A 14,166-nucleotide genomic window follows, 5' to 3' on the forward strand; every position below is an offset into this window, starting at 1 on the left:
ATATTCTTGGAAGGCATAAGATGAATCCACCTTACACAAGGCCAGGAGACATCCCATGCCATGCACCCAGACCCGCGCCCCCTCGTGGCGCCCGTTGAGCCATCTGGCCCATCCCCGTGAAGTGATTCGCCAGTTCACCCCCAACTGGTTCGCCGCGACCATGGGCACCGGCGTACTGGCCCTGGCGTTGCACCAGGTGCAGGTGCCACTGCTGGACACCCTTGCCGAGGGCCTGTGGTGGCTGACCATTGGCCTGTTCACCCTGTTCTGCGTCTTGTATGGCGCCCGCTGGGTGATGTTCTTCGATGAGGCGCGGCGGATCTTCGCCCACTCCACCGTGTCGATGTTCTTTGGCACCATCCCCATGGGCCTGGCCACCATCCTCAACGGCGCCCTGGTGTTCGGCTTGGCGCGCTGGGGCGAGTCGGTGGTGCCGTGGGTGGAAATGCTCTGGTGGCTGGACGTGGGCCTGGCGCTGCTGTGCGGCGTGGCCATTCCCTACCTGATGTTCACCCGCCAGGAGCACAGCATCGACCAGATGACCGCGGTGTGGCTGCTGCCGGTGGTGGCGGCGGAAGTCGCCGCCGCCAGTGGCGGGTTGCTGGCGCCGCACCTGGTGGATGCGCACCGGCAGTTTCTGGTGGTGATCACCAGCTATGTGATGTGGGCGGTGTCGTTGCCGGTGGCGTTCAGCATCCTCACCATCCTCATGCTGCGCATGGCCCTGCATAAACTGCCGCCAGCGAACATGGCCGCCTCCAGCTGGCTGGCGCTGGGCCCGATCGGTACCGGCGCGCTGGGCATGCTGGTGCTCGGCGGCGATGCTCCGGTGGTGTTCGCCGCCAATGGCCTGGGTGGCCTCGGCGAGGTGGCCCGTGGGCTGGGGCTGGTGGCCGGCATCGTGCTCTGGGGCGCGGGGCTGTGGTGGTTGCTTACGGCGGTGCTGATCACCCTGCGCTACATGCGCCAGGGCATGCCGTTCAACCTCGGCTGGTGGGGGTTCACGTTCCCGCTGGGTGTGTATTGCCTGGCCACCCTGAAGCTGGCGGCCTGGCTTGAGCTGGGTTTCTTCAGTGTGTTTGGCCAGGCACTGGTGGTAGCGCTGGCGCTGCTCTGGCTGCTGGTGGCCAGCCGTACCCTGCGTGGGGCGTGGCGTGGCGAGCTGTTCGTCTCGCCTTGCATCGCCCGGCAGTAACGGCGGGGATTCAGAGATTGGGCGTGTAGTTGAAGCTGCCTGAGGCCTCTGCGTCGGTGAACGGGGCGATCGGTGCCTTGCGGTTCAGCATGTCATTGACCATCGAGCCCGGTAACATCTGGATGCTGTTATTGAAGCGCTCCACCTCGCCGTTGAAGATGACGATCGCCGCACCGACGTTTTCCTGTTGTTCGGTGATTTCCCGCATGAAGTTGCCGAGCACTTCGGACGCCTTGAGGTCAGGATAAGCTTCGACGGCAACGCGCAGGCCATTGAGCAGCGAGCGAGTGGCGCTCTCGGCGGCGACCAACGAAGTGCCGTTGGCCGCGCTCGGCAGCTCGGCAATGGCGCTGCGCAGGCGCGTGATCTCGCTCATCAGGTTGTGTTCGTAGTCCTGATAGTGGCTGACATGCGGCTGCAAACCGTCGAGTACCTTGCTCTTCTGCCGCTCGTAGGTCAGCACGTCGGCCCAGGCCCGTTGCGCACGGTTGTGGCCGCCGATGATCGCGTTGTAGTAGCTGATCACGGCCAGCAGGCCCAGAACGGCGACGCTAATGCCGATGATGACGGGTAGATCCATTGTCAGTTTTCCCTCTGAATGGCGGTTGGGGTGGGTGATTCGAAATTGTCGTCATGCTGCTCGGCGAGCACGTGGATCGCTTCCAGCAAGGTAGTCAGCGCGGGCAAGTCGATGCCAGCTTCGATGGCCTTGTAAAAGGCCCCTGGGTTGCTCAAGTCACCCGGCATCTCGAAGTCGATGAGGTTGTTGTCGTCGAAGCTGAGGCAGAGCCCGGCGCCGTCGGCGGCGAATTCCAGATTGGGGTTGCGCAGGCGCGCGGTCATGCTCAGCAGGTGCAGTACCGTGACGGGCTTGGCGAACCGGGCGCAGGCCATCGCACTCGTGCCGCTGAGGGTGAGTGTGCTGTTGAAGGCGCTTGAGGTGGTTTCGTAGGTGTGGTCGAGGTCGATCTTGGTCTGTTTGTCGCTGCGCACGGCGATACCTTGCACCCACGGGAAATCCACCACCAGGCTGTAGCGCCGATACTGGTCGTAGACGTTTCGGGACCGTGTCACGGTTTCACCCTTGCTGTTTGTCTCGGTATAGGTCTGTGTATGCCTGTCGACGTATTCCAGGTCGACATAGTGGTAAGTGAGGGTGTGCAGAGGGCCTTTGAACGTACCTTTCAACGCGAGTTGTATCTGGCGACGGTGATTGCCTCGCGCGTAATCACGGAAGGATTGCTGCAACCGGACCAGCAACTGTTCGGGGGACGTGCCGATTTCCCCGAGGCCGTTGGCGAACCTGCTCGAGCGCAGCGCCAGTGCCCTGGACAGTTCGGGCAGCAGGTGGCGGCCGCGAGCGATGTAGGAAAGCGTGCCGGTGACGAAAAGGATGCTTGGCCCCGCGATGATCCAGGCGCAGGTCGACGGTGTGAAACCCCAGGCCTCAGCCAACCAGGTCAGGATTGCCCAGGGCCCCAGGTAGTTGGCCGCCAGGGCGACGATCGCCAGGACCGTAAAGGCTTGGATCGCTTGCCAGTCGGCTTTGTACTCGAACCGCAGCTTGCCCTTGTAATCAACGAATTTGCCCACGATAGTCAGGAGATCGGCGGTGTTTTTCGCCGATTTCGTGGCTTCGGTGGCGGCGTCGATCATCGCCGCCAACCGCTTGTCTTCATTCATGGTATTTCGATGTCCATTTCCTGGGGGCGTCCTGCAGAGAGGCTCTCGGTGCATCTAGCCTCGTTCATGCGCCCTGGATGGGGCGGCTTTTTTCGGTGCCTGGCAGTCTGCCATCGCCCTGGCTGTCTTTCCAGCGTGTCGGCAAGGTTGCCATGACCAGGCATTCCCGTGCAGATTTGTGGCTTATCACGCTGTACGTGCCTCCAATGACAAAGCCCAACCAGGTACAAGGACGATGAGTCACCCCTCGCAATTCACCCTGCTCGGCAAGCGGCGCTTCCTGCCGTTCTTCATTACCCAGTCGCTGGGCGCCTTCAACGACAACCTGTTCAAGCAGTCGCTGATCCTGGCGATCCTCTACAAGCTGAGCCTGGAAGGCGACCGCTCGATCTGGGTCAACCTCTGCGCCTTGCTGTTCATCCTGCCGTTCTTCCTGTTCTCGGCGCTGGCCGGGCAGTTCGGCGAGAAGTTCGCCAAGGACCGGCTGATCCGCGCGATCAAGCTGGCCGAGATCGTCATCATGGCCATCGGCGCGACCGGTTTCGTCACCCATCACCTGGAGCTGATGCTGGTGGCGCTGTTCGCCATGGGCACCCACTCGGCGCTGTTCGGCCCGGTGAAGTACTCGATCCTGCCCCAGGCCCTGCGTGAGGAGGAGCTTGTAGGCGGCAACGGCCTGGTGGAGATGGGTACCTTCCTGGCGATCCTGGCCGGCACCATCGGCGCCGGGATGCTGATGTCCTCCAGCCAGTACGCGGTACTGTCTGCCGCCGGGGTGGTGGCCACCGCCGTGCTGGGCTACCTGGCCAGCCGCTGGATCCCCCGCGCCGCCGCCGCCGCGCCGCAGATGAAGCTGGACTGGAACATCTTCAAGCAGTCCTGGTTGACCCTGCGCCTGGGCCTTGGCCAGACCCCGGCGGTGTCACGCTCGATCGTCGGCAACTCGTGGTTCTGGTTCGTCGGCGCCATCTACCTCACGCAGATCCCGGCCTACGCCAAGGACTGGCTGCACGGCGACGAGACCGTGGTGACCCTGGTGTTGACCCTGTTCTCGGTGGGCATCGCCGTCGGCTCGCTGCTCTGCGAGCGCCTGAGCGGGCGCAAGGTGGAGATCGGCCTGGTGCCGTTCGGCTCGTTCGGCCTGACCCTGTTCGGTTTGCTGTGGTGGTGGCATTCGGGGGATGTGCCGGTCGGCGCCGTGCCCCATGACTGGCTGGCGTTGCTGGGCATGAGCCAGGCTTGGTGGATCATGCTGTCGATCGTCGGCCTGGGCATCTTCGGCGGCTTCTACATCGTGCCGCTGTACGCGCTGATCCAGGCGCGCACCCCGGAAGACCAACGGGCCCGGGTAATCGCCGCCAATAACATCCTCAACGCGCTGTTCATGGTGGTGTCGGCGATCATCACCATCGCCCTGTTGAGCGTGGCCAAGCTGAGCATCCCGCAGCTGTTCCTGGTGGTATCGCTGCTCAATATCGCCGTCAACGCCTACATCTTCCGCATCGTGCCGGAATTCACCATGCGTTTCCTGATCTGGCTGCTCAGCCACTCGATGTACCGGGTCGAGCACCGCGAGCTGCAGCGTATTCCCGATGAAGGCGCGGCGCTGCTGGTGTGCAACCATGTGTCGTTCGTCGATGCGCTGCTAATCGGTGGGGCGATCCGCCGGCCGATCCGTTTCGTCATGTACTACAAGATCTACAACCTGCCGGTGCTCAACTTCGTGTTCCGCACCGCCGGCGCCATTCCCATCGCCGGGCGCGGCGAGGACGAGGCCACCTACGAGCGTGCCTTCGCCCGCATCGCCCAGTACCTGGCCGACGGCGAGCTGGTGTGTATTTTCCCCGAAGGCAAGCTGAGTTCGGACGGTGAGATCGATGTGTTCAAAGGTGGGGTGAACCGCATCCTGCAGGAGACGCCGGTACCGGTGATTCCGCTGGCGCTGCAGGGGCTGTGGGGCAGTTTCTTCAGTCGCGACCCGAACAAGGGCTTCTTCAAGCGCCTGTGGTCGCGGGTGACCCTGGTGGCTGGCGCCGCCATCCCGGTGGAGGCGGCGCAGCCCGAGGCGCTGCGCGAGCAGGTGAGCCTGCTGCGCGGCGACATGCGCTAAGGGAAAAGGAGGGAGGTCAGCTGGCGCTGACCTTCAGGCCGACCAGGCCGGTGATGATCAGGGCGACACTGGCCAGGCGGATCAGCGCCATGGATTCGCCGAACAGGATGATCCCGGCGATCACCGTGCCGACCGCGCCGACGCCGGTCCAGATGGCATAGGCGGTGCCCAGCGGCAGCTCCTTCATGGCCAGGCCCAACAGGCCAAGGCTGATGACCATGGCACCGACGGTGAGGATGGTGGGCATGGGGCGGGTGAAGCCGTCGGTGTACTTGAGGCCGACAGCCCAGCCAACTTCGAACAGGCCGGCGAACAACAGGATGATCCAGGACATGGTGAGTCTCCATCGATTCAATGATGGGGCCGTCCCCGGTATGTTCACGCACAGCGTCGTGAGGCCGTCCTCACAGTGCGCACTATACTGCACATTTGTGGCGGGAGTGGCAAGTGTGACGGATCAATGGTGCCTGTGCCGGCCTCTTCGCGGGTAAACCCGCTCCCACAGGATCACCACAGGCTTGATGCTACGCAATACCTGTGGGAGCGGGTTTACCCGCGAAAGGCCCGTTCAGGACCAGCTCAGAATGGGCCAGCGATTGGTCTGCGCATGCTCGCGCAGCACCGGGTCCGGGTTCACCACGTGCGGGTGATCGACCTTCAGCAGCAGCGGCAGGTCGTTGCGTGAATCCGAGTAGAAACTCGCGCCCTCCAGGTTCTCCTGCTCCTGGTCCAGCCACTCCAGCAAACGGGTGATCTTGCCCTCGCGGTAGGTGAGCACGCCGTGGGTCTTGCCGGTGAACACGCCATTGACCGCCTCCAGCTCGATGGCCAGGTACTCGTCGACGCCCAGGCGCGCCGCGATCGGCCCGACCAGGTGGGTGCCGCTGGCCGAGATGATCAGGATCCGGTCACCATGCTTGCGGTGTTCGGCGATGCAGCGGCAGGCGTCGCCGTAGATGATCGGCTCGATCACGTCCTCCACCCAGGGCTCGACCAGGTGCTCGACCTCTTCCAGGGTACGCCCGGCGATGGGCTCCAGGCTGAAGGCCATGTAGTCCTCCATGGCCAGGTGGCCCTTGCCGTAGGCTTCCATCAGCTCATGGTCGCGCTTGAGGAAAGCCTTGCCGTCCACCCAGCCCAGCCGGGCCATCTGCTCGCTCCACAGTGACGCGCAGTCGCCGTGGATCAGGGTTTCGTCCAGATCGAAGATTGCCAGTGCCATGCGTTGCTTCTCCTTAGGCCACTTCCCGTAGCGCCGTGGGGTCGATCGACAAGGATACCCGCTGCCCGTCCGCGTGCAGGTCGGCCGCGCAGCGGTTGAGTACGTCCACCACCAGCTCGACGTCGCGCACCCGTACCCGGTAGCGGATGACGTTGCCCAGCAGGCTGTGGCTGCGGATCTCGCCGTCCAGTTCGCCGTTCAGGCCCAGGGTGATGGACTCCGGGCGGATCGCCAGGCGACCGTTGACCGGGCGTTGCAGCAGGCGGCTGGCGCTGTCGGCGTCGAGCAGATTGTAATTGCCGATGAAGCCTGCGGCGAACAGGTCCACGGGCGCGGTGTAGAGGGTCTCGGCATCGCCGCTCTGGACGATGCGGCCCTGGTTCATCAGGACGATGCGGTCCGACATGGTCAGCGCCTCTTCCTGGTCGTGGGTGACGAAGATGGTGGTCAGCCCCAGCTCGCGCTGGATGGCGCGAATCTGTTCGCGCAGGTGCTTGCGGATGCGCGCATCCAGCGCCGACAGCGGTTCGTCGAGCAGCAGTAGGCGCGGGCGGGTGACCAGCGAGCGGGCCAGGGCCACACGCTGGCACTGGCCACCGGACAGCTGGTGCGGGTAGCGCCCGGCGAAGCTGCCGAGTTCGACCAGATCGAGTACTTCGCGCACCCGCGCCTGGCTTTCGTCGGCCTTGACCTTCTGCATGCGCAGGCCGAAGGCGACGTTCTGTTCCACGGTCATGTTGGGGAACAGCGCGTAGCTCTGGAACACCATGCCGATGCCGCGCTTCTGCGGGCTCACTGGCACGATGTCCTGGCCGTCGAGGAGGATTCGCCCGCTGTCCACCGAGGTCAGGCCGGCGATGCAGCGCAGCAGCGTGGACTTGCCGCAGCCCGAAGGGCCGAGCAGGGTGACGAACTCGCCGCGCTCGATCTGGCAGTCGATGTTCTCGAACACCGGGCTGCCGGCGTAGCTCTTTTGCAGTTTCTGTACGCTGACGAAGCTCATGTCAGGTCTTGTCCTTGTTCAGGCGGTTGGCGACCCAGGTCAGCACCAGCACGAAGGCGAAGTAGGAGATGACCAGCGCGCTGTTGAAGTGGCCGCTGCTGTTGCGCATGTTGTTCAGGTACACCTGCAGGGTCTCGTAGCGGGTGCCCACCAGCAGGTTGGCGAACACGAACTCGCCGAACAGGAACGAGAACGACAGCAGCAGCGCCACCATCAGGCCCTTGCGCAGGTTCGGCAGCACCACCAGCAGCGCCGCCTTCAGAGGGCTGGCGCCAAGCAACTGGGCGGCGTCCATCAGGTCGCGCAGGTTGATGGCTTGCAGGTTGTTGGTGATCGCCCGGTACATGAACGGCAGGGCGATGGTGAAGTAGCAGCCGATCAGGATCCACGGCGTGCCGACCATGGCCAGCGGCCCGCTGCCATACAGCTGCAGCAGGCCCACCGCCGACACCACCGGCGGCACCGCGAAGGGCAGCAGGATCAGCACGTTCATCAGCGCGTCGAGTTTCGGGAAGTGGTAGTGCACCACGAACAGGAGCGGCAGGATCAGCACCACCGAAAGCACCAGCGCACCCACGCACACCAGCAATGACTGGCCGAAGGCGGCGAGAAAGCGCGGCTCGCTCCACAGCGCCAGGTACCACTTGAAGGTCAGCCCGCTGGGCAGCAGGGTCGCCGACCAGCTGGTGGCCAGCGAGTAGAGCAGGGTGCCGGCCAGCGGCAGTAGCAGGATGAGGAACAGCAGATACACCACCACGCGGTGGTAGAGTCCGCCGGCGTTGTTCTCAGCGCGCATGGTAGCTCCTCTTGAGCAGCCATTGATGGACCACCGTGACCACCGTCATCAGGCCCACCAGCACCATCGCCAGGGCGCTGGCCAGGTTCGGGTCGAGGCTGATGTCGCCGGCCACCAGCCCGGCGATGCGGATCGGCAGCACGTTGAAGTTGCCGGTGGTCAGGGCGTAGACGGTGGCGTAGGCGCCCAGGGCGTTGGCCAGCAGGATGACGAAGGTGCCGAGCAGCGCCGGGGTCAGCACCGGCAGGCCGATATGCCGCCAGAACTGCCAGTGGCTGGCGCCGAGCAGTGCGGCGGATTCGCGCCAGTCCTCGCGCAGGGCGTCGAAGGCCGGGTAGAGCAGCAACACGCCCAGGGGGATCTGGAAGTAGGTGTACACCAGGATCAGGCCGGTCTTGGAGTAGATGCTGAAGTCGCCGAGCAGGCCCATCTGCTTGAGCAGCAGCGTCAGTGCACCGTTAAAGCCAAGCAGGATGATGAAGGCGAACGCCAGGGGCACGCCGGCGAAGTTGCTGGTCATGTTGGCGAAGGCGCTGACGAAGTCGCGCAGCTTCGAGTCGACCCGGCGCAGCGAATAGGCGCCCAGGGTGGCGATGACGATGCCGAACAGGCTCGACCAGAAGCTGATCTCCAGGCTGCGTTGCAGCGCCTGCAGGTAGAACTTCGAGGCGAAGATCTTGCTGAAATTGGCCAGGCCCCAGCCGCTCTCGCTCTGCAGGCTGTTGAGGGCGACCCAGGCCAGCGGCGCGACCTGGAAGATGATGAAGAACACGGCGAACGGCAGCAGGCAGAGCAGGGCCAGGTAGCGGCCGCGATGGCTTGCATTCACTTGAGCAGCTCCCGGCAGACCGGTTTGTCGTGGGCGGCGCCAAGCAGTTCGCAGATCGTGCCGCACAGTTCGGTCTGCAACGGCTTGGCCGCGGGATCGAGGCTGAACGCCTCGCCGAACACGAACAGCGGCACTTCGCGCTCCTCGGCCAGCAGGCCGTTGTGCGAGCGGTCGTTGTTCATGCCGTGGTCGGCGGTGACCAGCACCTGGTAGCCCTCCTCGAGCCAGCGTGGCAGGTAGTCGGCCAGGAGGATGTCGGCGCTGCGCGCGGCATTGCGGTATTGGCTGCTGTCCAGGCCGTGGCGGTGGCCGGCGTCGTCGATGTTCATCGGGTGCACCAGCAGGAAGTTCGGGGCGTGGCGGCGGCGCAGGTACTCGGCGTCGGCCAGCAGGTGCGAATCGGGGTAATGGTCGGCGTAGTAGAACAGGCCGTGCTGGATCGGCAGCTTCGGCGCGTGGGTATGGCGGTCGCGCAGCGGGTCGAAGGGCGAGCGGTTGTACAGCTCGCTCATCCAGTGATAGGCCGCGGCGGCAGTGCCCAGGCCAGCCTCGCGGGCGTAGTGGAACACGCTGCGCTGGTTGGACAGGCGGTTGACGTTGTTGTGCACGATGCCGCTGTCGATCGGCGGCACGCCCGTGAGGATGCATTCGTACAGCGGTCGCGACAGTGACGGCAGTTCGCATTCAAGCCGGTACAGCGCGGCGCGGTCGGCCTCGACGTAGGCGTGCAGGTGGCCCATGGCATGGTGCGCGACCTGGTGGTTGAGGCCGTCGAGCAGGACCAGGATGACGTTGTGTTGCATGGTGGCTCCAGTCATATACCGCGTTGCCTTCTTCGCGGGTAAACCTGCTCCCACAGGAAGTGATGCTGTCCTCAAGGTCAGCACGGCACCTGTGGGAGCGGGTTTACCCGCGAAAGGGCCGGTTCAGGCGCTAGACAACTCGCCCCTTACTCCATCTCGATGATCACCTGCTCCTGCCACTTCTGCGGCAGGGCCTTGGAGGTCGTTTCCCAGACTGCGGCGTCTTTGATCGGCTGGGCGGCCTTGTACTGCTCGTTGGGCAGCAGCTTGGCCTGCACGTCCGCTGGCAGCTTCAGGTGCTCGGCGCGGATCGGTCGGGCGTGGCCGATGGCCAGGTTGGTCTGCCCGGCGTCGCTGAAGATGTACTCACGCGCAAGCTTCGCCGCGTTCGGATGCTTGGCGTACTTGTTGATGATGGTGGTGTAGCCGGAGGTGATCGAGCCATCCGATGGAATCAGCACTTCGAAGCGTTTCGGGTCGATCTGGTCGCGGTAGCTCAGGCCGTTGAAGTCCCACACCACGCCGACTTCCACTTCGCCCTTCTCGAGGGTCTGGATGGTCGGGTTGGCCAGCGACAGGCGCTTCTGCTGGGCCAGCTTGGTGAACAGCTGCAGGCCCGGCTCGATGTTGCTCTCGTCACCCTTGTAGGCGATGGCGGCGGCAAGCACGCCGTTGGCGGCCTGGGCGGCGGTGCCGACGTCACCGATGGCGACCTTGTACTTGCCCTTTTCCAGGTCGTGCCAACTGGTGGGGCGTTCGCCTTCCTTGACCAGGTCCTTGTTGATGATGAAGGCGATGGTGCCGGTGTAGGCCAGCGCCCAGTGGCCGTCCTGGTCCTTGGCCCACGCCGGCACCTGGTCCCAGGTGCTCGGCTTGTAGGCCTGGGTGACGCCCTTGGCGACCGCGATCGGGCCGAAGGCGGCGCCGACGTCGCCGATATCGGCGCTGGCGTTGTCCTTCTCGGCGTCGAACTTGGCGATCTCCTGGGCCGAGCTCATGTCGGTGTCGCTGTGCTTGAGGCCGTACTTCTTGGCCAGGTCTTCCCAGGTGCCTTTCCAGTTGGCCCAGGCATCGGGCATGCCCACGCTGTTGACGGTGCCTTCCTTGCGGGCGGCGTCTTCAAGGGCCTTGAGGTCCTGGGCCATGGCCGAGGTGCAAAAAGCGATGGCCGAACCGAGCAGTGACGCCATGAACAACTTTTTCATCCGAAGCTCCTTTGGTGGGTGCCTTGCATTCGTTGTTATGAACAGAAGCGGTGCTTGCGAACCCTTGGTCTAGGTCAGCAAACCTTGAGCCAAGGTAGGCCTGTTGCGTGACAGTTTGATGTAAGGAGAGGGCGCGGGTGGCAGGCCGATGGCTCTGGGAATACAGCGTAGACCACATCGAAAGCCTTGAATCGCGTGGCCTGGCCCGGATCTGGCAAGTCCCTGGGCGAGGCTTTGTCACAGGATGTTCATCAGCCATGCCTAGGCTTGTAGCCATCGCCACATGCCCTGTTATGGGGCTGGACTAGTCCAGATAGGTAACCTTTGATGCAAGCGACGCCACCGCGCGCGGTAACAGCCATCTGCCATGCCCTGCAGGAGCAGATTGAACACGGCCTGCTGGCCCCCGGCGGCAAGCTGCCGGCCGAGCGCAGGCTCAGCGAAGTGTTCGACACCACGCGCATCACCCTGCGCGAGGCGCTGGTGCAGCTGGAGGCCCAGGGGCTGATCTACCGCGAGGAGCGCCGTGGCTGGTTCGTCGCGCCCGAGCGGCTGACCTACGACCTGATCGAGCGCAGCCATTTCCATGCGATGGTCCGCGACCAGGGGCGGGTACCGAGCACCGAGTTGTTGTCGGCGCGCCTGCAGCCGGCCTCGGCGTCGATCTGCGCGCGCCTGCGCCTGCCGGCGTTGTCCAGCGTGGTGCGGATCTGCCGTCTGCGGCGCATTGACGGCAGGGCGGTGCTGTATGCCGAGCACTACCTCAACCCGCGCTACTTCCCGAAGATTCTTGAGCTGGACCTGGCCCGGTCGCTGACCGAGATCTATGCGCGGGAGTACGCCATTCACTATGGGCAGGTGTGCTTCGAGATCCTGCCGACCGCGTTGCCGGTGGCGGCGGCGGGGGCGTTGAAGGTTTCGGCGGGCAGTCCGGGCTTGCATATCACCCGGGTCAACAGCGACCAGCATGGGCATCTGATCGACTGTGACCTGGAATATTGGCGCCACGATGCGATCCGCATCCGTGCCCAGGCGGGATAAGGTGTTGGATTCTTCGCGGGTAAACCCGCTCCCACAGGGACCCCACAATTTTCGAATGTGTGGCAATCCTGTGGGAGCGGGTTTACCCGCGAAAGGGCCCTAACTGGAGGACCCGGCTTCCGCCATCTGGCCCCCTCCGGCCGTCACCACCTGCACCGACAACCGCGGCGTCGCCAGGTCCAGCCCCGCCTCGTCCAGCTGCCGCTTCAACGCCAGGTTGAACGCCCGCGACACCTCCCACTGCTTGATCGGTGCGGTCTTGAACCGCGCCCGCAGGATCGCCGAACCCGACTCGAAACTCTCCACCCCCTGCAGCTCCAGCGGCGACCAGATGTTGCGGCGCATCAGCGGGTCGTTGCGCAACTTCTGCCCCACTTCGCGGATCAGCGTGATGGCCTGGTCGATGTTCATGCTGTGCGGAATGGCCACGCGGAAGATCGCATAGCCGAACTCCCGCGAGTAGTTCTTGATGCTCTTGATCTCGCTGAACGGGATGGTGTGCACGATGCCGTCGATGTCCCGCAGGCGCACGGTGCGGATGGTCAGGCCCTCGACCGTGCCCAGGTGGCCGCCGACGTCGACGTAGTCGTCGATCGCCAGCGAGTCCTCGATGATGATGAACAGCCCGGTGATCAGGTCGGCCACCAGCGACTGCGCGCCGAAACCGATGGCCAGGCCGATGACGCCGGCACCGGCCAGCAGCGGGGTGACGTTCATGCCCATGTTGGCCAGGGCGACGATCACCGCGATGATGAAGATCACCACGAACATCACGTTGCGGATCAGCGGCATCATGGTCTGCGCCCGGGCGTTGGCCAGGCCCCGGCGCGAGCGCACCAGGGCATGGTGCACGGCGGTGTCGGCGAGGATCCACACCAGCCAGGCGACGATCAGCGTGCCGGCCAGGCCCAGCAGGCGCAGGCTGACCTCATGGCCGTCGCCTTCGGCGAAGCTGATCATCGAGCGACCCCACACACGCAGGCCCAGTTCGATGAACACCAGCCAGATGAACAGGTGCACCAGCACGTAGCCGAAGTTGCGCAGGCGTTCGGTGTAGACCGCCTGGCGCTTGTTGGCGCGCCTGGGCTTGGCGGCGTGGCGTCGGACCAGGCCGTTGAGCACCATGCACACCACCACCAGCACCGTGCACATCAGCGATTGGCGCAGGGCGGTGCTGGTGTCGCCGGCGGAGACGAAGGTGGCGAACAGCGAGATCGCCACCAGGATCAGCGCCGGGACGTACCAGAAACTGCCGAGCAGCTCGATGGTGTCGCTCAGGGTGCGCCGGGTCAGGCGTCGGGACAGGGGCTGGTTGCGGATCAGGTGGGCGATCGGGCGGCGAAAGCGCAGGATGAACAGCCCGGTGCACAGCGCGGCGACGACATTGGCCAGGGTGGCCAGGGCGTGGGCCAGGTGGCTGCCCAGCGCGGTGGTCAGGCGCGGGTCGCTCATCGCCTCGCCGAACGCGGCGAAGCTGCCGATCAGCCACAGCGGGCGGAATGCCTGGTGGCGCAGGATGTGCAGGGCGCGGTGGCGATGCGGGCCGTCGAGCAGCGAGAAGGCGATCACGCAGATCGCCGAGAACAGCGTGCCGACCACCAGCGCGTAGGCCAGCACCATGGCCATCGACTTGCCCAGCGAGGAGGGCAGGGCGAAGCTCAGGTACACGGTGAACACCAGCGCCACCAGCCACGGTCCCAGCTTGCGCAGGGCGAAGCGCACCAGGTCCCAGGTACGTGGGTGCTGGGGCAGTTCCTCGGTCAGGCCGAAGCGCAGGCGCACGCGGTGGCCGATCCAGTTGAAGGTGTAGGCCAACAGGCTCCAGACCAGGATCACCCCGGCAAAGCCGAACAGGATCGCCGGCCACTGGTGCACCGGCACCACCAGCGCGGCCAGCTCGTCCTGCGCCTGGTCGATTTCCAGCGACCAGCGCTTGAACGGGCTGGCATCGCCGCTGAACTGCTGCTCGAAATCGTGCAGGGCGCCGCCGATCAGGCCGAGCACGCCCTGCTCGACGGTGGGTTGCGATTGTTTGGTGGCGTCGCGCAGCTTCTTCAGGTCGGCCAGCAGCTTGGTCCGTTGCTGGTCGTTCTCCAGGTTCTTGATCACCTCGTCCAGCGACTTGCCCAGCGGTTCGCTGGCTTCGGGCTGGGCGGGTGTGCTGGAGCCGAGCAGGCCGGGCAGGCCGGCGGCGTGCGCCGGGGTGACGAACAGCAGGAACAGCAGCGTGATGCAACGCAGAAGGGCTGGCACCGGAAACTCTACCTCAGGTCAAACGT

General features: G+C 64.8%; 13 protein-coding genes. 3 read left to right on the plus strand and 10 right to left on the minus strand.

The window, feature by feature from the left end; translation table 11 throughout:
* Positions 1–55 precede the first annotated feature (55 nt).
* A complete protein-coding gene (locus tag POF53_RS02825) occupies positions 56–1,195 on the plus strand; it encodes a TDT family transporter (RefSeq protein ID WP_234560827.1) in 1,140 nt (379 codons plus the stop codon).
* Positions 1,196–1,205: 10 nt separating this feature from the next.
* On the opposite strand, the gene POF53_RS02830 is transcribed toward POF53_RS02825, so the two are convergent.
* Together POF53_RS02830 and POF53_RS02835 are read right to left on the minus strand one after the other, a co-directional pair.
* A complete protein-coding gene (locus POF53_RS02830) occupies positions 1,206–1,775 on the minus strand; it encodes a LemA family protein (RefSeq protein WP_203647666.1) in 570 nt (189 codons plus the stop codon).
* A 2-nt stretch (positions 1,776–1,777) separates the two neighbouring features.
* Entirely contained in the window at positions 1,778–2,878 is a 1,101-nt protein-coding gene (locus tag POF53_RS02835) for a hypothetical protein (protein ID WP_498966282.1), read from the minus strand.
* A 235-nt stretch (positions 2,879–3,113) separates the two neighbouring features.
* Between POF53_RS02835 and POF53_RS02840 the strand changes: the two genes are divergently transcribed.
* Positions 3,114–4,988: an MFS transporter gene (locus POF53_RS02840; protein ID WP_498966284.1), complete on the plus strand. Its 1,875-nt coding sequence runs from the start codon at positions 3,114–3,116 to the stop codon at positions 4,986–4,988.
* A gap of 16 nt (positions 4,989–5,004) precedes the next feature.
* On the opposite strand, the gene sugE is transcribed toward POF53_RS02840, so the two are convergent.
* From sugE to POF53_RS02875, 7 genes are all read right to left on the minus strand, one after another.
* Positions 5,005–5,322, minus strand: coding sequence for a quaternary ammonium compound efflux SMR transporter SugE (gene sugE, locus POF53_RS02845; RefSeq protein WP_203647663.1), 318 nt, complete (start codon positions 5,320–5,322; stop codon positions 5,005–5,007).
* Positions 5,323–5,556: 234 nt separating this feature from the next.
* Positions 5,557–6,210, minus strand: a complete 654-nt coding sequence (locus POF53_RS02850; RefSeq protein ID WP_498966286.1) for an HAD family hydrolase — start codon at positions 6,208–6,210, stop codon at positions 5,557–5,559.
* A gap of 13 nt (positions 6,211–6,223) precedes the next feature.
* Positions 6,224–7,213 carry an ABC transporter ATP-binding protein gene (locus POF53_RS02855; RefSeq protein WP_498966288.1) on the minus strand — a complete coding sequence of 330 codons (990 nt, stop codon included), beginning with the start codon at positions 7,211–7,213 and terminating at the stop codon, positions 6,224–6,226.
* Between the two features lies 1 nt (position 7,214).
* Entirely contained in the window at positions 7,215–8,009 is a 795-nt protein-coding gene (locus tag POF53_RS02860) for an ABC transporter permease (protein ID WP_203647660.1), read from the minus strand.
* Positions 7,999–8,838, minus strand: a complete 840-nt coding sequence (locus POF53_RS02865; RefSeq protein WP_011532723.1) for an ABC transporter permease — start codon at positions 8,836–8,838, stop codon at positions 7,999–8,001. The genes POF53_RS02860 and POF53_RS02865 overlap by 11 nt, the downstream gene beginning before the upstream one ends.
* Positions 8,835–9,641, minus strand: a complete 807-nt coding sequence (locus POF53_RS02870; protein ID WP_186712771.1) for an alkaline phosphatase family protein — start codon at positions 9,639–9,641, stop codon at positions 8,835–8,837. Before POF53_RS02870 ends, POF53_RS02865 begins: the two co-directional genes overlap by 4 nt.
* A gap of 146 nt (positions 9,642–9,787) precedes the next feature.
* Positions 9,788–10,846 (minus strand): ABC transporter substrate-binding protein, encoded by a 1,059-nt coding sequence (locus POF53_RS02875; RefSeq protein WP_498966291.1) that lies wholly within the window; start codon positions 10,844–10,846, stop codon positions 9,788–9,790.
* A 327-nt stretch (positions 10,847–11,173) separates the two neighbouring features.
* Here POF53_RS02875 and POF53_RS02880 point away from each other — a divergent pair, with 327 nt between their 5' ends.
* On the plus strand, positions 11,174–11,887 hold the full coding sequence (locus tag POF53_RS02880) for a UTRA domain-containing protein (RefSeq protein WP_203647658.1): 714 nt from the start codon (positions 11,174–11,176) through the stop codon (positions 11,885–11,887).
* Between the two features lie 99 nt (positions 11,888–11,986).
* On the opposite strand, the gene POF53_RS02885 is transcribed toward POF53_RS02880, so the two are convergent.
* Complete coding sequence (locus tag POF53_RS02885; RefSeq protein WP_232856733.1) at positions 11,987–14,140, minus strand: mechanosensitive ion channel family protein; 2,154 nt, start codon at positions 14,138–14,140, stop codon at positions 11,987–11,989.
* Positions 14,141–14,166: the final 26 nt, after the last annotated feature.

Origin of the sequence: Mitsuaria sp. RG (assembly GCF_028369275.1) — a bacterium.
Lineage (GTDB): Bacteria > Pseudomonadota > Gammaproteobacteria > Pseudomonadales > Pseudomonadaceae > Aquipseudomonas > Aquipseudomonas peradeniyensis.

What these genes read in the sequence shown, in the direction of transcription:
- POF53_RS02875 (WP_498966291.1), bottom strand. Translation starts at nt 10,846, where the DNA reads ATGAAAAAGTTGTTCATGGCGTCACTGCTCGGTTCGGCCATCGCTTTT.
- POF53_RS02850 (WP_498966286.1), bottom strand. Translation starts at nt 6,210, where the DNA reads ATGGCACTGGCAATCTTCGATCTGGACGAAACCCTGATCCACGGCGAC.
- POF53_RS02825 (WP_234560827.1), top strand. Translation starts at nt 56, where the DNA reads ATGCCATGCACCCAGACCCGCGCCCCCTCGTGGCGCCCGTTGAGCCAT.
- POF53_RS02835 (WP_498966282.1), bottom strand. Translation starts at nt 2,878, where the DNA reads ATGAATGAAGACAAGCGGTTGGCGGCGATGATCGACGCCGCCACCGAA.
- POF53_RS02870 (WP_186712771.1), bottom strand. Translation starts at nt 9,641, where the DNA reads ATGCAACACAACGTCATCCTGGTCCTGCTCGACGGCCTCAACCACCAG.
- sugE (WP_203647663.1), bottom strand. Translation starts at nt 5,322, where the DNA reads ATGTCCTGGATCATCCTGTTGTTCGCCGGCCTGTTCGAAGTTGGCTGG.
- POF53_RS02840 (WP_498966284.1), top strand. Translation starts at nt 3,114, where the DNA reads ATGAGTCACCCCTCGCAATTCACCCTGCTCGGCAAGCGGCGCTTCCTG.
- POF53_RS02855 (WP_498966288.1), bottom strand. Translation starts at nt 7,213, where the DNA reads ATGAGCTTCGTCAGCGTACAGAAACTGCAAAAGAGCTACGCCGGCAGC.
- POF53_RS02830 (WP_203647666.1), bottom strand. Translation starts at nt 1,775, where the DNA reads ATGGATCTACCCGTCATCATCGGCATTAGCGTCGCCGTTCTGGGCCTG.
- POF53_RS02880 (WP_203647658.1), top strand. Translation starts at nt 11,174, where the DNA reads ATGCAAGCGACGCCACCGCGCGCGGTAACAGCCATCTGCCATGCCCTG.
- POF53_RS02860 (WP_203647660.1), bottom strand. Translation starts at nt 8,009, where the DNA reads ATGCGCGCTGAGAACAACGCCGGCGGACTCTACCACCGCGTGGTGGTG.